This is a genomic window from Lysinibacillus sp., assembly GCF_032093475.1.
In the GTDB taxonomy this organism is placed as follows: domain Bacteria; phylum Bacillota; class Bacilli; order Bacillales_A; family Planococcaceae; genus Lysinibacillus; species Lysinibacillus irui.
Map to the genome: position 1 here is coordinate 1 of NZ_DAMDAY010000069.1, position 22,944 is coordinate 22,944.

A 22,944-nucleotide genomic window follows, 5' to 3' on the forward strand; every position below is an offset into this window, starting at 1 on the left:
ATAAAAAAACCCCCGTAAAAGTTAGATTGGTGTCTAACTTTTACGGGGCAGTTCAGTCTACATGAGTGTCTTAATTGAATGAAAGTTTTTTAAAAGAATCTACTGTAAATAAAAGTCCTGTCTTAGCTTTCCGCTTATTCATGACCCAGTAAACTTTGAATGACATCATTTGGCGCACCGTTATTAATCATATGCGTTGCACAGCTGTGTCGTAATTGATGCGGAAGTATACTCTTTTTTATACTAGCACGATTTAATATTCTTCGATGTGTATTTTAACTACACGACCAATAACGAGGTTCGATAATCCCGGTCCTTCCCCAAATGTTAGCATATTCTCCAACACACATTCCATTTGTATGGGACTTTCTTTCACTCGATATGGCAACACTTTCGAGCTGGCAACAGGTGTTAAGCCGGACTCTTGAAACTCATCTATATCTGGTGCAAATTCTATGGATGTTTCATGCATTTTCGTTAATTAAGCACATTTTCGATTTTAACAATTTCTCCTGTAATTGTAGGCTCTACATTTTCAGTAGAGAAACGTAGTAACTATTAAGCCCAAGAAATATGTATAAATTTAAAAACTTTTTAGTAAATTCATATAGTGGGGTTTTATTTTTATTGTTACGTTGAATGGAGGGGGAAGTTATTAAGAAGAAAATAATTATCATATTTTTAGTCTTAATATGTGTATTTTTCGCAGCTTGGAGGTTAAATAAACATGGTAGTATTTTGGAATCGACGGTTACTAAAAAAGTGGATAGAGAAGAATTTATTTCTGAAGGAGTAAATCCCGGAAATTCTAGTGATTATGACATTAAACTAACAATGGATAAGAACGAAAATTTGCAATTAGAAACAACTGCTTTAATCAAAAATTTATCTACCGATGATTGGGAACAATTAACTTTCTATTTTATACCAAATATATTTACAAAAAGTGTTTCACCCGAGCTGGAAAATCCCTCTACGGTTAATTTTCATAACATATCTATTGATGGAAAAAAAGTCGTTTACACATTAGAAAGAGATACTTTAAATATTCAACTTCCCCATAAGTTGAAACCTTATCAAGAAGTTAAAGTTTATTTTTCCTATGAACTCACCTTTCCTGAACAAGGCTTAAGATTTACAAAGAGTAATAATGGTAATTTTCATTTAGCTCAATTTTACCCAATGCTTGCAACATATAGGAACTCTCGGTGGAACAAGGAGTCTTACCAAGATAGAGGAGAGACTTACCATACTGGATTTAGTAATTTTAAATTAACATACGATATTCCGAAAGGTTTCACCTTTGTATCTTCATCTGATAAAGAAGTCTTTCCGAGTTCAAACGTTGGTTCCATTGAAGTAAAAAATATAAAGGAAATATTTGTCGCTATTTTAAAAGATCCTATACTTGTGGAAAATGATGGGGGCCCTTCCGTTAGAGTATTTGGATTTAATGAAAATAAAGAAAAACTATATCGAGAAATAGCAGATGAGGCTATAGCTGCAATAAACTATTTTGAAGAAATTATGGGGCCTTATCCTTTCAAACAATTTGATATTATAGTAGATGGAATGGGGATGGAGTATCCAGGAATAGTTACAGTTGGTTCGATTTATAATACTGGTCCTAGTAATTCTCAAGAGCTAAAAAATATGGTGATACATGAAATTGCTCATCAATGGTTTTATGGGATCGTTAGCAACGATCCTTATAGTGATGCATGGTTAGATGAAGGTTTCGCAGTATTTGCAGCGAGTTTATTCAAACTTGCGAAATTGAAAGAAGCTGAAGATTATAATTCAATGTACAGACCAGATCCTAATTTAGAATTACCAGTAAATTTACCTCTCGATCAATATGAATCCAACATGAGTTCCTATGTCTATGGAAAATCTGCTAGAAAGTTATGGGAATTATTTAAAGATAATGGGGAGGTTAAAGAAGCTGAAAAATTTTTAAGAAGCTATTACCATTTTTATAGATATAAAGAAGTTGATACTAGAGAATTTGTGAGATTCGTAAAATACTATTTTGATTTAAAAGATGATACCCTATTTGAGGGTTGGTTAGAACAAGAAAAATAAAAACTAATATTTAAAGAGAAGCAAAAAAGCACCCTTTAAGGCTACCTTGAACTTTAGATAAAAGGTATCTAGAAGAGCATTCTTTATACCTTTTTTTGTCATTTTTATTTCTCTCATTTAGATTACTCTTTTTAGAAGTAGCGTACCCTTTAACATCCTGCTCAGTTGGTTTAAGTGAAAATCTTCACAATTTCTTTGCCTATAACGCTTTTCTTTAAATATGTTATTCAAGAAAATGGCCCTACAATACAAATGGGCACATTCTTAGGAAAGAATGCGCCCGATTGTTCAAGCTTGTTATCTAACTAAATCACTCTATAGTTTAAGTGAAACTGTTCACAAATTGTAATCAGTGTTTTAAGATCTCGGATAAAGCCTGTTCCTCACCATCTAACATCGAGGTAACGATTGTCATAAAATCTTCCGCTCCAATTTCAAAATGACCTCGACGGAATGTAAACCCCCAATTGCGATTTCCACTCGTAAAAGTGAGCTGGTTTAACAACAATGCAATCTTAACTTCTCGACAAGGAATATATCGAATATCTCTGCGAAATGGCACAAACGACTCCGACACTTGATGTTTGTAAGTTCCGTTGTCCGTAACCTGACCAATAGCAGTAAATGCTTGAACTGGCTTTCCTTTGGACATGTCTGTGCGAGGAGAATAGTATATCAGCCAATCACCTGGAGACATTTTACGCAAAGGTGATGCCTTACCGTGACACAACTGTGCAAACCCACCTTCTTTGGCTAAATTCACATGAGAAGCGGATACAACGCCAATCCAATATCTGCTTTTCTGACTAGTTATAGTCGACATGACGAATCCCCCTACTCTTCAAATGCTAAACTCGTTTTCAACCGATCCAGTTGTAAAAAATGATGTCTGTAATGCATTTCAATCAACAAAAACCATTCCTGCGCGTTTAATGCACCGAACGCCGGATGAAGTATCTTGTTACTTTCAGGCGATTGATGTAGAACTGACTCTGTATTCCTCATCCTTTCCACTACACTGTGAAGTCCTTCTACCAAATGCTCCATGCTCTCTGGTGGTTGCGGAGTATAATTCGGCGAAGCAGGGACCTTAATACGAACAGCAGGAAATTGTTCTAGTTTAAATACAATCTTACCTTGCTCAGTTTTTTCCTTCGCTGGGTTCAATGTCGATTCACTGCCAACTAAACATTGCTCGACATTATGTAGATGCATGAAAGCAGATTGAATTAAATGTACATACATCTGTCCAATGGACCAATCTTCTTCGTTCAGCTTTCTATGTAATTTATCCATATTAAGTTTTGTTAGTTCTGCCAAATATCTTTCTACTGTAAGTTCAAATGACTTCAATACTTCCTTTGTACTTTTCATCCTTCAAGCAGCTCCTCTTCATCTTGGTATAATCACAGTATAAAAGAACACTACTGACAGGTGTATGTCAGTAGTGTTCTAAAATTTTTTTCGCTACTTCCCGAATCTTGAAGCGTAAAGATTTCGGTTCAATCACCTCGATATCTCCGCCCCAGCCAAGTAAATGATGTAATATTTCCTCTGGATACCGAACACGAAATTGAAAGATTACATCCTCCTTCCGCTCCTCAATGGATTCAATATAAAAATTAACTGCCTCTATGATTTTGTCGGCAATTTCGGGGTTTGCCCTAATTATTATACTTTCGTCTCGATTGTCAGGTGGCCGATAGCTACTTAGGTCAAAATCATTTGGTAGAAGAAATTGTTCTTCCAACATAGAAAGTTCGGTCATCCGGGACAAGCGAAAATGACGCATTTCCTGCCTCATATCACAGTATGCTAGTAAAACCCAATTTTCATGGACAAGTGTTAATCCATATGGAGAGACCACACGTTTATTTTTCCGATTCCCATCTGTTCCTGGCATTTTTTTAATATACATAAAACTGATTTTGCACTGTTTCAAAATGGCATCGCGAACTTGATTAAGATACGTTTTTACCCGCGCTTCAGTTGATTGCTCACCTATATGAAGGAGTCGCATTGTTTCCCGAACAAGCCTTGACTCGTTATGAACTGACTCCGACAAAGTAGCCTCGATTTTGCGTTTAGCGGACTTTGCATAAATACCATAATCTGTATCCAACCTTTGCTCGATAAAATCAGCTCCCATGAGCAGGGAGACGGCCTCTTCTGCTGTGAACCTAACCGGGGGTAGAAAATATCCTTCCATTAAGGAGTAACCCAGTCCAGGGGCGCCTAAAATTGGAACCCCAGCCTCACTTAATGCTTGAATATCCCTATATATCGTACGCACACTTGTCTCAAATTGAGAAGCTAAATCTTCTGCTCTCAGTGTTTTGCTTCGCTGTAATTCAAGCGTGATTGCAAGCTGCCTCTCAGTTTTGTTCATTTTTTTCCTCCACCATTTCTGCATTCTTTCACGGTACTTGCCCAATAGTTGAAGAGAATCCGCTTCACAATGTATTTGGCCTATACCCTTGGATACGTTTGTATGCCTCATAATGATGCCAAAGTTTGCTTAGAATCATAGCACAACCTCTTTTTAGAACAATTAATAAGAGTTGCTTCCATTAAGAGTTTTTAAACACCGTTCAACTAGATCTTCCCGTTAACAACACGTATTCACCCTTAATACTGTACAACTTAAATTTTAACATGATTATCCAACACTCTTTTCTATAAAGATGTATTCCATTAATGTCCCTTTAAAGGACGCTTTCCTAATAATCGCGCCCGATTGTTGAATAAAGATCACTTTACTTTCTTTTCTAATTCACCAAGTTTCTTGAATTTATAATCATAACTTTGTCGTTGAATTAGATTGTTTAACCAAAAATTTGCCCTTTCAAAATCCTCACTTTTTATAAATGTTTCAATGGCTTTCTTAAAGTTGTCATGGTAATTAAAATTCACATACACCATTAGTTCAAGCCCTTGATGGAAGCAATCCGAAGCTAAATTAAATTCTTTTGTTTTTGAATATAATATCCCTAAATAAATAAAACCACTTGATTTCTCTTCTTTGCTGAAATTTGGTTGTTTGGTAGACAAATTTAATATACGGATTGCCTTTTTTCTCATGAATAAAAGCTCATAGGCATTTGCTCTATAAACATAATCCTCATACTTTCTTAATGGTTTGATTAGTGAAATTATACTTATTAAGATCAGTCCTTTATAAATTATTCTTTGTTCTATTGAGTTCACTTTGTTGATAATATTTATTTTCTTCTCAACTAAATAGCTCAAATAATATAAAAGCCACAATTCTACACAAGAAACGTGCCCGATTGTTGAAGATCGTTTTTCTTATTGTACTAACAAATCTGTTCGTTAAGTATAACCCTTCACAATTACTTGATATTATATAGGTGAATAGAAAGATAAATTGAATTTAGTTTAGTAGTTGTAAAAATAGATTATTTATATTATTCCCTTAGAATTTTTCAAAAAGGAGAGTTTATGAAAAAGATTATTGTTTTTGTATTATCGATATTTATATTATTCTCAGGATTCTCAACACAAAGTTATGCGTTGTCAGATTCGAAATCTGCGGCAATACAAGCGTTGCTAGAAGATGCCACTCGTATATCTGGTGTGCCGGGAATGTCAATCTCAATACTTGCTGATGATGAAGTGTTCTACTTTTCTTCAGGGTATGCTGACCGTGTAAAGGGGTTGTCTGCAAGTGAAAATACACTCTATGAGTTAGCCTCGGTCAGTAAAGCTTTTACCGGTATGGGTATTATGCTGTTAGAAGAGCAAGGGCTGCTCTCAATGACTGACCCTGTCCAAAAATATTTACCTTGGTTTACGTTAAAGTATCAAGGAAAACCTGTTGATACGCAAAGCCTTACATTAAATAACTTTCTTCACCATACCAGTGGTCTAACAAATATTAGGCATAAGGTTCAAAATATCCCACAAGGCAATACACCGGATATGTTGCAAAAGACTGTGGAAATGCTCGTAGATACTGAATTGGCATTCCCTCCCGGTGAACAGTATAACTATGGAACCGTTAATTATGACGTGTTGGGTTTGGTTATTGAGATTGTATCGCGACAAAGTTATGAAGACTTTATGAGGGAACAGGTATTTCAGCCTTTAGGTCTACACCATACGTATGTTTATAAAGAAGATGCTGAAGCTACTGGACAGTTGGCACAGGGCTATCGTTCTTCCTTTTTTATGACAACTCCATTTAAAGCTCCGGATTATGCTGGGAATAAGCCCGCAGGCTACATCATTTCTAATACAAAAGATATGGCGCGTTGGATGGGCATACAGATGGGTATTGTGCAGGACATACCCGAAATATTTTACACGGTTATCGAAAAATCACATAAGGGTGATATGTCTGTTTCGGCTGTCAACGATATGTATTATGCGGCAGGCTGGTCGGTAAACGCTGACCAAACGATTATAGAACACACTGGCGGCAATCCAAATTTCAGAACCGAAGTAGCCATACTGCTAAATGAACGAATAGGCGTCTGTTTGCTGAGCAACGGCGCAAATACCAATATAAACTTGGTCCTAAAAGTGAAAGATATATTAGACGGCAATCTAACTCAGTCATATGAAATAAGCGGCACACAGCTTTTGGATATCGTTTTGTCGTCTATCACTATTATTCTTTGCTTATTGGCCGTTCTGCTATTTCTCTTAGGATTACGCAGAAGGAAAACAAATGAGCGCCGGCCAATGACAAAAAAGAGAATAATTGTAACAGTTATTTTCCTGATCGCTACGATTTCCCTTGGTATACTGTGCTGTGCTATCGATTGGTCCACGATACTTATTTGGCAAACATACAGTGTTCTTACAGCTATGATTTCGTCAGCATTATTAACAGCAAGCATTACATGGTTTGTATACACTCACCGATAAAATACCTCGCTCCCAAGATAAACATAATATTAAGTAACTAAATTTCAATTTATCGGTATGCTTAATTTGAAAAACATAAGACACTTCGGTGTCTATTTTAAAATCATCGGCATTTTTCCCAGTCAAACTCAAAGACACATTCCTTATTAAAGAAATGCGCCCGATAGTTAAATAAATAGTTTTACTATTCTTTTATGACTTTATTGTAAACTTAACAACTTTATTGTTACAAAAACATTCAACTCTCCAAATTTCTATAATGAAACTAACTAAGTTTGATATCAAGAAAAAACACCTAGATGTGAATTGATAAAATGCATTACGCTTTTTTTTAACCTAATATTTTATTTGTCTAATATTATATAATTTGTTTTTATTTCAAATTCAGAAACCGCTTTAATTCACTAAAGAATTATAGCATTATATCTATTTAATTTTTATTATTTCGCTTAATTTGAATATGCCTACCTTTATTTCATCGAGTGAAGCATACCCATAAGAGATTCTTATAAACTGTCCAGTCTTTTCTGCATAAATACTACCAGGATTTAGAAGAATATTATTGGAAAATGCTTTTTCAAATAGCCTTTTTACTTTGAATTCAGGTTTTATTTTTACCCATATGAACAAACCACCTTTTGGGATGTCCCACGTAGCATAAGGACTCAAATATTTATCCAGTGCATCTAAAGCAACTTTTCTACGAACCCTAAGTTGTTCTCTTACTTTATCAAGATGACTATCATAGAAATTACTAGATAACCACTCTGCGGCAACGAGCTGGGAAAGAGTACTTGATCCATAATCGGATTGCATTTTTAAATCCGCTAATCGATTAATAACTGACTCCGAGCCAACTATCCAGCCAATTCGTAATCCTGGACTAAGGGTTTTTGATAAACTCCCAACATATAATACATTTCCATAAAGGTCCATTGCTTTTAGTGGTTTAGGTGGTGGGTTATCAATCCATAAATCGTGGTACACATCATCTTCTATAACTGGCAGCTGCTCTCTTTCACAATAGGCAATTAATTTCTCTCGTCTCTTTTCTTGCATTAATGCGCCTGTAGGATTATGAAAGGTTGGAATCGTATATAAAATATTTTTTCCTTTTTCCTTTGTCAAATAAATTGAATCGATGATTAGCCCCTCCTTGTCCATCGCTAACCCTTGCAACTCCATCCCCGCAGACTCAAAAACAGTCAACGAGTAAAGATAGGACGGCATCTCTAGCAATACCGTAGAACCTCTTTTTAGTAATCCAATTGAAATTAAATGTAAAGCTTGGAGCGCACCTGAAACTACGAGAATGGACGAAGGTGATGCTTCGATACCCCTTACCTTTAAATAGTCACTAATGGCTTGGCGTAATTTTAAATTACCTTTCGGCTCTTCATAGCCAAACGAGGTCAATTGATTTGATATTTTTTGAACGATGAATTTCATCTCTTCTAAAGGGAACATTTCTGGTGATAGCTCCCCCTTACTCAATTGAATGAGATTCGTATCCGATTCAGCCTGATTAATTTCCTGCACCATAGATACACTGGGTTTATGAATGCCTAAAGTGACGTTTTCATTCCAGTTAGTCGAGTATTTTGCCCCCATCAAAGTCCAAGTATTATTGGTGACGACTGTTTCCTTCCCAGCTTTACCTTCTAGTAGCCCTTCTGCCATCAGCTCCTCTAACGCCGTTATGACTGTACTACGATTAACCTCAAACTGTTTTGCCAAATTACGTTGACTTGGTATGGGACTTCCAATCGCCCACTCCCCTTTAGCAATTTTTTCTTTTATAAAATCAATAATCAATTGATATTTTGGTTTTTTCATTAGTAATTCCTCTTCTGACTGGTTGGTTTTTTTCATTTTAACCGGTTGGAGAAGTTTTAGCAAAAACCTATTAATATTGAAATTATAAATTTAATTGGTTGGATAAGAGGTGTATTCATGTTTAAAACACTTGATTTTAAGATTATTTCTGCTCATTTCATAACAATCATTTTATGGGCATCAGCTTTTCCAGGAATACGAGTTGCATTGTCAGCCTATTCGCCTGAACATATTTCATTATTGCGGTTATTAGTAGGCTCATTTGTCTTAATCATCATAGCAATTATTACAAAAACCCCTTTGCCTGAGTTAAAAGATATCCCTATTATTTTATTACTTGGCTTTTCAGGTTTCACCGTGTATCAAGTAGCCCTAAATTATGGAGAGCAAACGATTAGTGCTGGGATTGCGAGTTTACTTGTTTCAACAACTCCGATATTCACTGCTCTGTTAGCTGTATTCTTTTATCGTGAGAAGCTTGGATTATGGGGATGGCTTGGTTCACTTATTGGTCTTTGTGGTGTAGCATTTATTTCTGTTGGAGATTCAAATGAAAGTTTTTCACTTAATTCTGGGGTTATGATCGTTTTAATAGCATCCCTTTCAGAAAGTATTTATTTTGTTTTTCAACATCGATATCTAAAAAAGTATGGGGCTTTTCCCTTTACGATGTACGCAATTTGGTCAGGTACATTTTTTATGCTACTTTTCTCACCTGGTCTAAGTGAAGCAATTATGGATGCCCCGTTAAATACAACATTAGTCATTTTGTATCTTGGAATCTTTCCAACAATCATTCCTTATTTTACTCTAGCTTATGTTACCTCACGAACTGGAGCAGCTGAAGCAACAAGTACACTTTATTTAACTTCTGTTTTTGCATTTCTTATCGCATGGATCTGGCTTGGTGAAGTTCCACAATTTTCTGCAATAACTGGGGGCTTAATTACTTTATTAGGTGTATTTATTGCAAACATAAAAAAAGAAGAAATGATTAAAGAAAATAATTCTCAAAGTTTAAACTAGTGATCAATAATTAAATTGTTTTGGTTCACTTTAGATTGATGACAACAAGTATGAGAGCAGTAGCACTTTATACATGTTGTCATTTTTAATTCTTCGATTGATAAAAAAACTTTATCAGTAAATAAAAAGACTCCATTTTGAAAAAAGATTGATCAAAATGGAGTGAATCTTTATTTTGCTCTATATTTCAACAATAATATCCAATGAAAATGTTAATCAATAATCTGGCCCTTTACAAGAAAGACGCTTTCCTTTTTCGAGAAAAGCGCCCGTTTGTTGAAGATACAAAATTTTAACGAAACAATAGAAATTTCATTATTTAGTATGTATTTATTTTATCTCTATTGGTACTTTGTTCAATCATATCTGAAATAAAAGTATAAATATTCGGAGGATATTCAGCAATACGATGAACTACATATAAATACCATTCACTACCATATGTTACATAAACTTTAGTCTGAATATTATCCTCCTTTAAAGATCTTAATAGGTCAGGTCGAACCCCATCTAACATCTCTACTTCAACATTCGAATTATAAAGAAATCCTTTTTCTTTTAGGTCCATCAATATATTTTCATCATGTGTAGCAACAGATAATGGATGATTACTATCTATACACATAGATACAAATTCTATATACCGTTTATTTAACTCTTCGGTTCTTGGAATATATATACCTTCAGACTCTTGATAAGCCCCCTTTACTAAACGTATTCTACCTGAGGTTTTCAATAGTCCATTTAGGTCAATAGAAGAACGCTTCAAATGAACTTGTAATGTTATCCCAACATTTGAGAATGATTTTGATATTCTTTTATATAATGATAAAATTTTATCCGTTTTTTGTGATTCTTCCATACTTATCATTAGTTGAATATTATGCTGTTGTGCTTCTTTTGCTAATTCTTCTAAATTGGTAAATGCTACTTCATCAGAAATCATCATTCCGATATGAGAAAGATCAAATGATACGGTAGCCTTCATTTGATTATACCCAAGATCTTTTATTAATTCTTTGAATTCATTTTTGGCAAGCATACATTCTTCTAGGGATGTTGTATTTTCGCCAATAAATTCTAATGAAACCCGATACCCTTTGTTATATAGATTTATAACACGCTCTATCCCTTCCGTACGTGTTTCTCCAGCCACAAATCGGTTAGCACCTTTAATAAAAATCGGAAAAAGTTCTTTTGAATTTTGAAAATAGGCTTTTAGTTCTTGATCTCTAGCAATCGATTTGAGAGCTTTGGAAAAACGTCTTTCTTCATTAAGCATAAAATAATCACATCCTAATTTTTATCTTATTTGGGTTTACGTTTTACGACGATGACTTTTTATACGCGAAAATCAAATTCCTACATTAAAGTTGAATCTCAAATGAAAACGGTAATTACTGTGGGGAATTTATTAAAGTAGATCATTTTTCATCCTGAATAAAAATATCCCTATATTGTCCGGGTGTTAATCCAATAAACCCCATAAAGAAATTACTAAAATGACTTTGATCTACAAAACCCGTCTCTATTGCTGCATCAAGTGGTTTTACACCATGTTCCAATCGTTTCTTTGCTTCATTAATACGCACCGTTTGTAAGTAACGATACGGGGTAATCCCCCGAATTTGGGTAAATGAGCGTAACAAAGAATATTTGTTCATATTAGCTATCTTTGCTAAATCATCTAAAGCAATATGTTCTGCATAATGTACTTCTAGGTAGTGACAAACATTTTCAATTTCTTGTTTAATAGCTCTTGGTTCTGTATCTTCGATGGCTTCGCTATATTCCTCAATAAGTTGTTGAATAAGAAAATAGAAAGTTTCTTCTTTCTCAAAATCTGTTATTTCATCCATAATCATCTGGTGAAGATTATGCAACAATTGTGCTTTTTCACTACGACAGGCAACAGGAGAAGCAAAGGAAGGAAGATAATCTTGCCCTGTAATCTCTTTTGTAACTTTTCGCATGATTTCAGGCTTGATATTCAAGCAGCGATAGTCTAATTTTTCGTTGTCAATTGATTCACAGGCATGATTATCCAGTGGGTTAAAAAATATAATATCACCGGTACCTATTACATATTCTTCGTTCTTACAAGACAATCGTCTTTGTCCACTCTCTATAAACCCAATCACATAATATTCATGGAAGTGGTTCGGAAACTTTTGCATGATACCTTCAAAACGATAAGCTTCTATTTGTAAATCATAATCAAAACGTACAGTTCTTTCTTCTTGTCCCATATGAACACCCCCTTTTGATTTCTGATAGTTAATGTAACACATATGGTTAAGGTACTCTTGTAAGATATTGACTAAAAAATGGCAAGGCAGATTAAAAAAACTGCCACACTATTCTTTTTATTCATATTTAAGGTTTTCCTTTACACCACCTTTCTTCATTGGAAGAACTAAAAAAATTATTTCTTTCAAGACAAAAAAGTTACCTTAATCCATAAAATTGCCCTTTCCATCGATAATGGAAGACTGTTCAATACTTTGAAGGGCCACCTAGCTACTTACAAGAGATATTGCAGAAGAGCTTCTTAGAAAGTTTAAGAGAAATTATCCTCTCATTCGTCTTTCAGGTGAATTTTTTTGATTTTTATTGACAAAAAATAAAAAACAACATATAGTTTTAAAAAAACCATTTTAATAAAACTAATAAAAGGAGGTTGATCATGGATGTATGAACTTCTTGTTCTTTCGTTATTAATGAAATTTCCATTACATGCTTATCTTATCTCAAAAATATCTAATGACACCATTGGCCCATGGGAACAAGTGAGCAGAGGAACGCTTTCAACATTGTTAAATAAATTAGAAAAAGCTGGTCTAATTCAAGAGGCTGATCCAGCCACCGTCCCTTTTCCGACCGAACGACCATCTCGTACTTTCGAAATAACTAATAAGGGGAAAGATCGTTTTTTTGAGTTGATGATGGATACCAAAAAAAACGTTGGGAATTACCAAAAAATTTTCCACATAAAGGCGATTTATCTAGAGTTCTTAAGCGAAGAAGATCAGATCTATTTGGTTAATCACTATATAAAATATTGCCAAACAGCAATTGAGCATATCAAGTCGCAGCAATTAGAATTTGACGAAAATCCAGAGCAAGTGAAGTCCATACAAGGTACCTCATTTTATTCGGCCATCAAGAGTTTGATGCGTCTAAATACAGAGCAGTGGAGTCTGGAAAAGCAATGGGCAACTCATCTTAAGGAACAAATTATGATGAGCATAAAAAACGAAAAAAGAAAGGATTATTAAAATGACACAAGAATGGAAAAAAGATAAAGAAGATATAAACATTTTGTTTAATGAATTGTTTTCTGCATGGAGTCATGGGGATGGAAGAGCTTTTGCGAATTGCTTTACAGAAGATGTAGACTATATCACTTTTTTCGGTCAGCATTTAAAAGGCAGGGAAGAAGTGGAGAATTCACATCAAGATTTATTTAATGGTGTTTTAAAAGGTTCGCAAATGCAAGGACGGATTACGAGCATTCGTTTCCTCAATGCTGACCTAGCTATAGTTCACTGTATAGGAAATACGAAAATGCCAAGCCAAAAAAATTATTCGGAGAAAAGAGCTTCCATTAATACGAATGTATTAGTTAAACAAAATGGGGAATGGAAGATTACTTCCTTTCACAATTGTCGGATCAAAGAACCAAACTTTTTAATCAAATGGTTTATGAAAAAAGGTAAAAAGGTACAATGATTTTCATGGTTACCTTATTTTATCATCACAATAATCTCGCTCCCTTCTCTAATTTACGATTAAATTAGGAATTCAAGAAATAAAAGTAAATATCCTTTTTTAATCAACCTTCCCTTTTAATTAAAAAAGGATATTTAAACAACTTTATTATTTTTAAAGGACTATATTGTTACTTAATACTTTAACTATAGAAGACGCATTCCTTACTATAATCTGCACCCAAAATTTAGATTTGTGTCTATCATTTGTGGTGCAGATTAATTTCGGAAAAGCGCCCGATAATTGAAGGAATGTTTTTCAAGTTTTAGGGTAAACGCTTTTTTTCATATAAATTTTATTGTGTTTCTAGCCTTTATAGCTAATTTTTCCTGTCTCCAATAATTCTTTAAGCCCCATAAACATTAAATTCCAGCCATGTTCGGTACTGTCATGCCATTCGACAAGGGCTTTTTCTATATCAGATTCTGACCAATTCTTTTCATGAGGAACATGAATAACTTGTTTGAATGTCATCTCACAGCCTTGTTTAAGTTCTTTTAGCTCAACTATAATCGTATCTTCTAATTCGCTGAATTGTGGCATTTTAAAAGTGAACACGATTTTTTTCGGAGGATCAATTTCAAGGTACTCCCCAATCGCACGGTAATCCTTCCCTTCCCGATGGTCAACAATTTCCCAAGTACCACCAACTTGCGGATTATTTTGTGTTATCTTATTCGTCCCTTCCAATGTAAAAAACCATTTTCTCATCATTTCTGGGTTCAACCATGCATTAAAAACTCTTTCAGTCGATACATCAAAAATTCTTATCATTATTAAAGTGGTTGTGGAAACGTCACTCATACATTCACTCCTTTATGTAAATTAATGTACTTTATTTTTTGCTTTGAATAATTCACTTTCCAAAAGATTGAAACGATTGTTCCAGGACTTTTCATAAAACATTCCGTTGCTTGGGATAATGATTCCTTGTTTAACCGACATAAATGAATTCTTCCATTTACACTCCTTTCAACAAGTTTTGCCCGCTCCAGAACTTTTATATGTTTTGAAATACTAGTCAAAGACATATCAAAGGGCTCTGCTAATTCAGAAATAGTCCTTTCTTTTTTGCGCCAACATACGAACTATTTCACTTCTTGTTGAATCAGCTAAAGCATGAAAAGTTACATTTAAGTTATCTTTATTATGGTTAACCATGTGGTTAAATATAACAACCTTTTAATTTACATTCAACCATGTAGTTAAATATTAAACATTCTAATCTTTCTTTTTCTACATTCTGTCCTCTTACAAAAAAACATATCAATATGGAATCTTCCACAATCTGGACACTTCCATAAATAAGGACGCTTTCCTTAATTTCAGAAAAGCGTCCGATTGTTGAAGATTGTTATTTAACTAAAGCCCCCGTTACTTTGGATGTCCGTTAAAAGTAATCTGGAATATCAAGTGATATGGAGTCGATCTTATTTTCTTTTGAGTAATACATACAAACACTGTCGTTATATTTTTGACTATCATTAGGTAGTACAATAAAACCTAATCCTTTGTAAAATTCTATCCCAATATCACTATAAAGGAAAAAGTTGTTACAGTTTTCTTCCTGCTCTAGTTTATTTATCGTTTCTTTGACCAATAAAGAAGCATATCCTTTTTTTCTTAAATTTAAAGGAGTAGCGATTGAACCAAGCCCTTTTACAATTTGGTCTTCTGAAAGATTTAGTTCATATACGATGAGAGAGCTTAATAGTTGCTTTGTATCTGTTGCTTCAAGAACGTACCACTTTCCCTTTTTATACTTATTGGAAGCCTGGCACATAGTTATATATTTTTCATATGGCAGATTATCTCCCCAAACATCATAGCCCATCCTATAAATTTCTATCATATCCTCTTTTGTTGCTTCCCTAATTTTTTTCAAAGTACCTCTCCTTCTGTTTTATGCGGTTATACATTCTTTTCGACATTAAGATTATCAAAACCTCTATTCTTCTAAAGCTAAACTGCCCCATTATCTTAACTACATTTTTTCAAAAACTCACATAAAAATTAATACAAAATACCATTTTAAATTTAGAAGTGTAATTCAATTAATTGGCCCTTTAATGAAAATGAGCGCCGATTCTTATTACAGAATCGCGCCCGATTGTTGAAGATCGATATTCTAATTCCTTGTTGAACTAAAGCCCCTTTAATTTAAGGATCTTTAAAAACTCCTTTAATTTTCAGTGCTGTATCTATTTTTTAAGAACTTCACTGTTAGTACTTCTCGATCTTTATTATCATTTTTATTTTTTCTTCGCTAGTTGTTTCTGTTTCAGAAACATTTTCAATAGAATCTTCAACTATTTGTTGAATCGATGTACCCTCAATATTTGCATCCTTCGGGAAACCTACTGAAACTGCAAATTCATCAGCACCACCACTTAACATTATTGCGAGTGAATCACTATCAAGTTCCGTTTGCTCTGTAATAGATAATATTATTTCATTTTGTAAATCAGCAAATAATTTATCCAGAGAAACTACTACTTCCTGCTCGCTTTCTAATATCTCGGTTGTACTACATCCAACTAACAAGATTGAACAAAATAAGATTCCTGAAATTATAGTTTTTTTCATCGTTTTTAAATTCACCTTTCATAAATATATCGCACATTTCACTACAGTTTAGTATTGGTTTATTGTTGCTCCTAATGTAGCGCTGCGAATCATAGATTCTTCACTAAATTTTATTAAATCACTTGGTTTCCCTGTAACTATCACTCCTATAATTTTCAGGTTCTGAGGTTCTAGTTTTATTTCGCCCTGATTAGTTATGTTAGTAATAATTCGCTCCGCATCTTCTTGGTAATCACCACCATCTTCCTTTACCTTCTCTAAAGTTGATATAAAATTTGAGGCAGAATAGGCTTCTGCCATCCGGTTATATGAAAAGCCATATGCATGAAAACCATCGATAGTAGCGTCTCGGAAACTCTCAACTTTGTTTAATTTATTTTCATTTTCTATTTGATCTTTACTAAACGTATCTACCCAATACCATGCTAATTGTTCTTTAAATACCTCATTTACTTCCTCAATGGAATATCCATCATCAAATGAAAAAGCCATTTCTACCACCATGTTATCATCAATCACCTTAAGTAACTTTCGATCATCAAATAGTTGCTTATATTTTACTTGTGGATGAAAAAATTCAACGACTCTTTCCCCTTCATAGTACATTGGAATTCGCTCATCATCTGAGAAACCGAACCCAGAAGGACCGGTTGTTGAAATAGGGCGAGATGTTCCCAAAATAGTAAAAACTTTTTCCTGTTCGCCCCATGGAATTGGTATTCCGGCCACCACTTTTACTAACGTCGTTTTTGCTGTTGCAGAAGTTAGAGAATAATTAAATGAAGTACCTCGCTCTTCAATGTTGGCACCCATTACTCCGTTCCAAGTCGAATCTAAGCTCGTCTCTTTTTCCATCTTTGTGGTCATTACTCTATTGCCAATAAAATAAAGCCCAAATAATACGACGAGACTTATAACAAATGAAATGAGCACTATTTTTACAATAGAACGTTTTCTCGCTTTTTTTACCAAGTTCTCAAATTCAAAATCCTTAGCGAAAAACTCATTTTCCTTGTTCATTTTCATACCTCCTATATTGTTCTATAAATTCTTTTCTTGCCCTATAGAGAACAGTCTTAACAGATCCTTCTTTCATGTTATACAATTCTGCTATCTCTTTTAATTTTAGTCCTGTGCTATATTTCAGAAGAAGTAACTGCCTGTATTTTGGATTTAATTTATTTAAAATTTCATGTATATCTCTTTCTAGTTCAATTTGTATGAGGATTTTTTCAGGTGTTTCTTCCTCAAATATTTCCTGTACATTGAATTTCAATAATATATCTCTTCGTCTAGTTTTCTTGCGGGACAAATCATAATATTGATTTACCGCTACTCTAAATAGCCAACTTTGGATATTAACAATCTCAATTGAGTCTATGTATTGTAAAAACTTATACGCGGTATCTTGGATAATATCTTCTGCATCTTCTTTTGAAGCACCCATTTTTATTAGGTAAGAGTAAACAAATCTTAGTATCTCATTTAATTTTTTCCCCATCATGGAATCATTCATTTCAAACCTCCCACCTTTAAAACGGTTAAACACTAAAAAGGTTAACAAAAAAATTACAAATTTGGATTAATTATTTCCCTTGAACATCCACTTTTAAATCCAGAAATAAAAAAGATATTGGTAAGAAAGTTTTCGCTTCTAGCCAACCATTACAAAATATATAAATTAGTAAATATATTGACTACATTTAATCTACCTTAGACAGCTAGCTGTTATTTGTAATTAGTTCAAACCTTTATTTAACCATTATTTATGACGGTTAACCCCCTTAATCCTAAATTTAAAATGCACAGCGAACTTGCCATTAGGTACGTTCGTTCTAACATGCATTTCCCCTCCCTTCTCAACTCAAATGTGGGTGATGATTTCCCCTTCCATAACCTCAACAAGATTTTTTATAAAATGCCAAATTCGAAGAGTATTAAAAAAATAAAAACCCAACTGAATATCAAGGCAGTTGAGTTTAGAAATTACTTTTTAATTCATTAAAGTCGATGGTGCTTCATAATTTTTTTATTTAGGTAGAAAGAACATCTGATAAAAATAAATGCGAGTATAACGAATAATCCACCAATCCAGCTTAAATTTTCTATATTAGTATATTGAATAATGATTCCTCCTAATACAGAGCCCAGCATCATTCCCACATTCATTAAGGCGGTATTAAAACTGAGAACTGTTTCAGAGGATTGTGGTTTTAGTGAAATCAGATAAAACTGCTTTGCTGGTGTCGTTGTCCAAGTTGCTATTCCCCAAAAAGCTAGTGTGACAAATACACCCACTGCCCTATACTGTGTAAATGTTAGTACAAATAAAGAGATGATATGAACACATAAACTTAATGATATTGTTCGATTAGGTCCCCATCTGTCTACCGCATATCCTCCAAAGCGTGAACCAATAAAAGCAAAAGTGCCTAAAATAAATAAAGCGATACTTGTCATTTCAATAGAAAAGCCAGCAGTATGACTTAATAATGGAGCAATGTAGGCAAACACCATAGTATATCCTAATATCCAAAAGATCGTTGTCATTAAACCTGTAACGACTCGTTTATCTTTAATAATTTGCACCTGTTGTTTAAATGGCAACGGTTGGTTCCCTTCTATATATGGTAATAATTTGTATAGTCCTATCAATAAAAAAACTGTGCCAAACGCAATGATTAAGAAAATATAGTGCCAATCAAAATGTCCAGCTAAAAATGTGCCGATAGGCACTCCAAGTACTAATGAAACAGTGAAACCAGTAATGACTGTTGCCATAGCACTACCTCTTTTTTCTGGAACTGCAATTTGCGCAGCATAATTGGTGGCAACAACAATGTATAACCCTCCACTCATCGCCATAATGACTCTGGATAACATAAGAAAGACAAAATTATAGCTAAAAAATGCAACTAGATTTCCAAGAATAAATATAGAGATAGCATATAAAAGCACTTTTTTACGGTCCAATTTAGACGTTAGTATAACCAAAATCAAAGCTCCAATGGCATAAGATAAAGAATAAATCGTAATCAACTGGCCAGCTATTGAAATTGAAACATCTAATTCAAAAGAAATCAGTTCTAAAATTCCAGAAACAACAAACTCTGCTGTTCCTGTTACAAAAGCTCCTAAAGCTAAAAGTATGATGATTAGTTGATTTATATTATTTTTCAATTTGTACATCTCCTTATATTTGAACTGCTGTTTTTATTTTAAGTCCCATGTTAATATAAGTAAAATTGATGTTTTTAATAAAGGAGATGAGTAATTACTCATGACTATTGTGCGCTACGAAATCATTGCAAAAGTAGTCGAGCTAGGAAGCTTTACAGAAACTGCTGAAATATTAAATATGACTCAATCAGCCGTGAGTCATGCAGTTGCAAGTTTAGAATCTGAATGGGGAGTTACTTTATTAATTCGAGATCGAAAAAAGGGAATAACACTTACAGAAATAGGGCAAAAAATTCTGCCGAATATTAGAGAAATATTGAAAAGAGTGGAAGTCATTAATCAAGAAATTGCACTTATGACAAGCTTGGAAACAGGTATTATTCGTATCGGCACTTTTGCGAGTGCTTCTTCTTGCTTATTGCCTAAATTACTTGTGAAATTCCGGAAAAAACATCCTAAAATAGAATTTAAATTTTACGAAGGAACCTATGAGGAAATTACAGAATGGTTGGGTTCAGGCATTATTGATATTGGATTTGTAGTAAAAGGAAAATCAAATCCAAATTTCGATTTAGTTCCTTTGATTAAAGACAAGATGGTAGTCGCTTATCACCCTGATCATCAATTCCATTTTAAAGAAACAGTAGAAATGAATGATTTAATGGATGAATCCTTTATTATGCCAACAGGGATGTACCAATCACATGTTGAGGAATTATTTGCAGAAGCGCAAATTAAACCATCTATTCTTTTTGAAGTACACGACTGTACAACCATCGCTAATATGGTACAAGAAGGACTTGGCATTACGATAGGTCCAGAATTATATTTAAAGACACAGCAAAACATAAAAATCAGCAAACTAAATATTGAAAACAGCCGTGAAGTAGCACTTGCCTGTCATTCTATTGCAAATGCTTCTCCTGCAGTTAAGGAATTTCTCCATGTGGCAAAAAGTGTTTTTAAGTGAACATTTGCAGCGATTACGTTTCAAAATAGAGCTTCCTTTATTCATGTAACTCATGATAAAAGGGAAGAAAAAAGGGATTTGTATAGCCTTTTAGATTTTTTAAAAACACCTAACAAGTGTAATGGAACGTCCCCAATCGTTGTTTTGGAGCCTTTCGTTAAAAAATGTTTTTAATAATAGGGCCCTTTTCATGAAGAAAGACACTTTCCTTATTTTGATCTGCACCCCAAATGTTAGACAAGACTTTAACATTTGGGGTGCAGATCAATTTCAGAAAAGCGCCCGATTGTTGAAGATACTAAATTATAAACCTTCATTTGAGGAAGTAAAATTGAATGAATAGGTTTAATTCTTTGCATGTTCCGTTTAAAGACGAATAGAGCCATATTGATGTCGTCCTTCAAAAAGAAACGCAATTATACTTTCATAATAAGGTATAAATTTTTTTAGTTCGATTAGCTTTAAAATTTCCTCTTTAGAAGCCCACTTCACTGCTTGTACCTCTTCTGTTTGTAACGTCAATTCATTCAAATTAAAATCATAATCAATGAGATAATAATCATCAAATCCACGTTCAAAATTAATAGTAAATTGTGGACGCATTTTTTCAAAGTTATAATGTATCCCTAACTCTTCTAATAACTCTCTTGAAGCAGCTTGCTGACTTGTGTCGCCTGCAATAGCACTACCACCACAAGTAATATCCCAAAGATTCGACCATCCTTTCTTAAAAGGCTGACGCTGCTGAATAAGCATTTCTCCCTTTGAATTAAATATACAAACGTGTACTACTAAATGAAACTCGTCTGATGCCATGTCATCTCCACGAGTTATTTGTTTCGCTATTTTATTGCGATGTTTATCATATAAATCCCACTTTTCCATTGTTAAACTCCTTATGGATTTTTATTTTAGCTAGCCTTTTATTATACCGTAAAACAAGTTGGCAAAAGTGAATTTTAAGAAAATTTCAACTTTAATTTGTATATTTGTTTGACTAAATTGTTCCCAAGGTCTCATTTGGTAACATCCATTAAAAGATTGTTTTTGAACAATTTGGCCCTATTCATGAAGAAAGACCCTCTCCTTATTCAAGGAAAGCGCCCTTTAATTGAATAAAAAATATTTACAACTCATTTCTTTATGTAATTTACAACGTCATTAATATAACTATCGATAGGTTCGCCAGTATTTACAACCAAGCACTGATAATCAGCGGGTCTTTTACTATTGACTAATGTATATTTAAAATTCTCTTCGGAAGTTACCTCACTTATTTGACTTATCATTCTTTCTCGATTTTTCAATCTAAAATTAATCTCTTGAAAATCATCAAGGTAGCACTCAATATATTTGTACTTCACATTATATTTTTTAGACATAGCAATTCCTCGATCTACCATTTCTTGATAAAGGCAAGGGCTATCAAATACTACATTTTGTCCTTGTGATAAGTAAAATTCAATTAAAGACCAATCAATATTATATGAAATCTTACCAGTTAATTTTGAATCGATTTGAATTTCTTCTGTTGACTGTAATAAAGCAGATTTTACAATATCGTGGTCTATTATGACTGCTCCTGTACGCTCAGCAATTTGACGAGAAAGTGTAGACTTTCCAGACCCAGGAAAGCCAGACATTTGAACAAAAAACATGTTAATCCCTCACTTCTTCTACTATAAATAAAGTATCTATGGCAATAACGAAAAACTCTTATTAAATAACCAAGTTGTTCTCAAGAACTACCCCTAAATTTTAACATAAATATACAATTCTCTTTAGAGGCAGTTATTCAACTAAATGGCCCTTTTCATGAAAAAGGACACTCTCCTATTCAAGGAAAGCGCCCGATTGTGGAAGATTATAACCATAATTCGTGTTAAACTAAAGCAGCCCGTTAGTTGAAGAACTAATTTTACGCATAACTCCCTTATAATTGTTGTATGGTACTATATTATTCCGCATGTTCTTTCATTAATTTATCAAGTGCTTTACCATAAGCATCTTTGTTTTCCTTACTTAACTCATAAAGTGCGTTTTTCCAATTATCTCCATCCACACCTGATAAATGTGGAGTACTTTTTAGTACAACTTCTTGCATATTCGGCTTATCCTCTTTACTAGCGTCTTTAATAAGCTTTATTGCTTTTCTTGCATCTGTTACCCCTACTTGTATGTCTTTGTGAATGTCTTTGTATTTATCAGGAACTTTTACATATTCCATATTGTCTAAAATCTTATCCATCTTGTTTGCTGTTTTTAAAATATCTTTTTCTTTTTCTTTGTCTTCCATAGCTTTCATCGAGTTTACTATGAATAAATCCTTCATGTATTGAAACTCTACTAATTGTTCACAAATATAATAGGGATACTGTTTCTCTGATATTACTGTTTTCATTGTTGATTTGCTTAACTGCTCAGTCTTAGGAGTAGACTCTTTATTTTCTACCGCACAACCTACTAATAATAGAATAGGTATTGCTAATGATACGAGTTTCGTTGCTTTCATTATATATCCTCCTTTTAGAAAGTATTGTAATTCTACATGAGTGTCTTAATTGAATGAAAGTTTTTTAAAAGTATTTACTGTATAA

The 22,944-nt window shown here is 33.7% G+C and carries 25 protein-coding genes; 6 read left to right on the plus strand and 19 right to left on the minus strand.

Features of this window, described 5'->3' with window-relative positions:
- Positions 1-134: 134 nt before the first annotated feature.
- Complete coding sequence (locus RT445_RS14550; RefSeq protein WP_313470774.1) at positions 135-260, minus strand: tyrosine-type recombinase/integrase; 126 nt, start codon at positions 258-260, stop codon at positions 135-137.
- Complete coding sequence (locus RT445_RS14555; protein ID WP_312505336.1) at positions 254-472, minus strand: flavin reductase family protein; 219 nt, start codon at positions 470-472, stop codon at positions 254-256. The genes RT445_RS14550 and RT445_RS14555 overlap by 7 nt, the downstream gene beginning before the upstream one ends.
- 290 nt (positions 473-762) lie before the next feature.
- On the opposite strand from RT445_RS14555, the gene RT445_RS14560 reads away from it, so the two are divergent.
- Positions 763-2,085, plus strand: coding sequence for a M1 family metallopeptidase (locus RT445_RS14560; protein ID WP_312505334.1), 1,323 nt, complete (start codon positions 763-765; stop codon positions 2,083-2,085).
- Positions 2,086-2,434: 349 nt separating this feature from the next.
- Here RT445_RS14560 and RT445_RS14565 read toward each other — a convergent pair whose 3' ends face one another.
- From RT445_RS14565 to RT445_RS14580, 4 genes are all read right to left on the minus strand, one after another.
- Positions 2,435-2,908: an EVE domain-containing protein gene (locus RT445_RS14565; protein ID WP_274796131.1), complete on the minus strand. Its 474-nt coding sequence runs from the start codon at positions 2,906-2,908 to the stop codon at positions 2,435-2,437.
- Positions 2,909-2,919: 11 nt separating this feature from the next.
- On the minus strand, positions 2,920-3,459 hold the full coding sequence (locus RT445_RS14570; RefSeq protein ID WP_274796130.1) for a DinB family protein: 540 nt from the start codon (positions 3,457-3,459) through the stop codon (positions 2,920-2,922).
- 67 nt (positions 3,460-3,526) lie between these two features.
- Positions 3,527-4,474 carry a helix-turn-helix transcriptional regulator gene (locus tag RT445_RS14575; protein ID WP_313470771.1) on the minus strand — a complete coding sequence of 316 codons (948 nt, stop codon included), beginning with the start codon at positions 4,472-4,474 and terminating at the stop codon, positions 3,527-3,529.
- 362 nt (positions 4,475-4,836) lie between these two features.
- Positions 4,837-5,166, minus strand: coding sequence for a hypothetical protein (locus tag RT445_RS14580; RefSeq protein ID WP_312505330.1), 330 nt, complete (start codon positions 5,164-5,166; stop codon positions 4,837-4,839).
- A 381-nt stretch (positions 5,167-5,547) separates the two neighbouring features.
- Between RT445_RS14580 and RT445_RS14585 the strand changes: the two genes are divergently transcribed.
- On the plus strand, positions 5,548-6,978 hold the full coding sequence (locus RT445_RS14585) for a serine hydrolase domain-containing protein (RefSeq protein ID WP_313470772.1): 1,431 nt from the start codon (positions 5,548-5,550) through the stop codon (positions 6,976-6,978).
- A 426-nt stretch (positions 6,979-7,404) separates the two neighbouring features.
- Here the strand turns inward: RT445_RS14585 and RT445_RS14590 are convergent, their stop codons facing one another.
- Positions 7,405-8,814: an aminotransferase-like domain-containing protein gene (locus RT445_RS14590; protein ID WP_312505326.1), complete on the minus strand. Its 1,410-nt coding sequence runs from the start codon at positions 8,812-8,814 to the stop codon at positions 7,405-7,407.
- Between the two features lie 117 nt (positions 8,815-8,931).
- On the opposite strand from RT445_RS14590, the gene RT445_RS14595 reads away from it, so the two are divergent.
- Complete coding sequence (locus RT445_RS14595; RefSeq protein WP_312505324.1) at positions 8,932-9,840, plus strand: DMT family transporter; 909 nt, start codon at positions 8,932-8,934, stop codon at positions 9,838-9,840.
- A 319-nt stretch (positions 9,841-10,159) separates the two neighbouring features.
- Here the strand turns inward: RT445_RS14595 and RT445_RS14600 are convergent, their stop codons facing one another.
- Together RT445_RS14600 and RT445_RS14605 are read right to left on the minus strand one after the other, a co-directional pair.
- Positions 10,160-11,122 (minus strand): proline dehydrogenase family protein, encoded by a 963-nt coding sequence (locus RT445_RS14600; RefSeq protein ID WP_312505322.1) that lies wholly within the window; start codon positions 11,120-11,122, stop codon positions 10,160-10,162.
- A 142-nt stretch (positions 11,123-11,264) separates the two neighbouring features.
- Positions 11,265-12,089 carry an AraC family transcriptional regulator gene (locus tag RT445_RS14605; RefSeq protein ID WP_312505320.1) on the minus strand — a complete coding sequence of 275 codons (825 nt, stop codon included), beginning with the start codon at positions 12,087-12,089 and terminating at the stop codon, positions 11,265-11,267.
- Positions 12,090-12,530: 441 nt separating this feature from the next.
- Between RT445_RS14605 and RT445_RS14610 the strand changes: the two genes are divergently transcribed.
- Both RT445_RS14610 and RT445_RS14615 read left to right on the plus strand, forming a co-directional pair.
- Positions 12,531-13,118 carry a PadR family transcriptional regulator gene (locus tag RT445_RS14610; RefSeq protein ID WP_274796122.1) on the plus strand — a complete coding sequence of 196 codons (588 nt, stop codon included), beginning with the start codon at positions 12,531-12,533 and terminating at the stop codon, positions 13,116-13,118.
- Between the two features lies 1 nt (position 13,119).
- A complete protein-coding gene (locus RT445_RS14615; RefSeq protein ID WP_274796121.1) occupies positions 13,120-13,572 on the plus strand; it encodes an SgcJ/EcaC family oxidoreductase in 453 nt (150 codons plus the stop codon).
- Positions 13,573-13,917: 345 nt separating this feature from the next.
- On the opposite strand, the gene RT445_RS14620 is transcribed toward RT445_RS14615, so the two are convergent.
- The 7 genes from RT445_RS14620 to RT445_RS14650 all read right to left on the minus strand — a co-directional run bounded on the left by RT445_RS14620 (position 13,918) and on the right by RT445_RS14650 (position 19,386).
- Positions 13,918-14,415, minus strand: a complete 498-nt coding sequence (locus RT445_RS14620) for an SRPBCC family protein (protein ID WP_274796120.1) — start codon at positions 14,413-14,415, stop codon at positions 13,918-13,920.
- A complete protein-coding gene (locus RT445_RS14625; protein WP_312505318.1) occupies positions 14,412-14,642 on the minus strand; it encodes an ArsR/SmtB family transcription factor in 231 nt (76 codons plus the stop codon). The genes RT445_RS14620 and RT445_RS14625 overlap by 4 nt, the downstream gene beginning before the upstream one ends.
- 359 nt (positions 14,643-15,001) lie before the next feature.
- Positions 15,002-15,496, minus strand: coding sequence for a GNAT family N-acetyltransferase (locus RT445_RS14630; protein ID WP_312505317.1), 495 nt, complete (start codon positions 15,494-15,496; stop codon positions 15,002-15,004).
- A 338-nt stretch (positions 15,497-15,834) separates the two neighbouring features.
- The gene (locus RT445_RS14635; RefSeq protein ID WP_312505316.1) at positions 15,835-16,197 is read right to left on the minus strand and encodes a topoisomerase; all 363 of its coding nucleotides are present in this window, start codon (positions 16,195-16,197) and stop codon (positions 15,835-15,837) included.
- A 48-nt stretch (positions 16,198-16,245) separates the two neighbouring features.
- Positions 16,246-17,217 (minus strand): anti sigma factor C-terminal domain-containing protein, encoded by a 972-nt coding sequence (locus tag RT445_RS14640; protein WP_312505314.1) that lies wholly within the window; start codon positions 17,215-17,217, stop codon positions 16,246-16,248.
- Complete coding sequence (locus tag RT445_RS14645; protein WP_312505311.1) at positions 17,201-17,713, minus strand: RNA polymerase sigma factor; 513 nt, start codon at positions 17,711-17,713, stop codon at positions 17,201-17,203. Before RT445_RS14645 ends, RT445_RS14640 begins: the two co-directional genes overlap by 17 nt.
- Before the next feature lie 485 nt (positions 17,714-18,198).
- Positions 18,199-19,386 (minus strand): MFS transporter, encoded by a 1,188-nt coding sequence (locus RT445_RS14650; RefSeq protein ID WP_312505309.1) that lies wholly within the window; start codon positions 19,384-19,386, stop codon positions 18,199-18,201.
- Positions 19,387-19,477: 91 nt separating this feature from the next.
- On the opposite strand from RT445_RS14650, the gene RT445_RS14655 reads away from it, so the two are divergent.
- A complete protein-coding gene (locus RT445_RS14655; protein ID WP_274796110.1) occupies positions 19,478-20,347 on the plus strand; it encodes a LysR family transcriptional regulator in 870 nt (289 codons plus the stop codon).
- A gap of 366 nt (positions 20,348-20,713) precedes the next feature.
- Here the strand turns inward: RT445_RS14655 and RT445_RS14660 are convergent, their stop codons facing one another.
- The 3 genes from RT445_RS14660 to RT445_RS14670 all read right to left on the minus strand — a co-directional run bounded on the left by RT445_RS14660 (position 20,714) and on the right by RT445_RS14670 (position 22,859).
- The gene (locus RT445_RS14660) at positions 20,714-21,232 is read right to left on the minus strand and encodes an NUDIX hydrolase (protein ID WP_274796109.1); all 519 of its coding nucleotides are present in this window, start codon (positions 21,230-21,232) and stop codon (positions 20,714-20,716) included.
- A gap of 248 nt (positions 21,233-21,480) precedes the next feature.
- On the minus strand, positions 21,481-22,005 hold the full coding sequence (locus tag RT445_RS14665; protein WP_012296026.1) for a P-loop nucleotide/nucleoside kinase family protein: 525 nt from the start codon (positions 22,003-22,005) through the stop codon (positions 21,481-21,483).
- A gap of 299 nt (positions 22,006-22,304) precedes the next feature.
- Positions 22,305-22,859: a metal ABC transporter substrate-binding protein gene (locus tag RT445_RS14670; protein WP_312505305.1), complete on the minus strand. Its 555-nt coding sequence runs from the start codon at positions 22,857-22,859 to the stop codon at positions 22,305-22,307.
- Positions 22,860-22,944 lie beyond the last annotated feature (85 nt).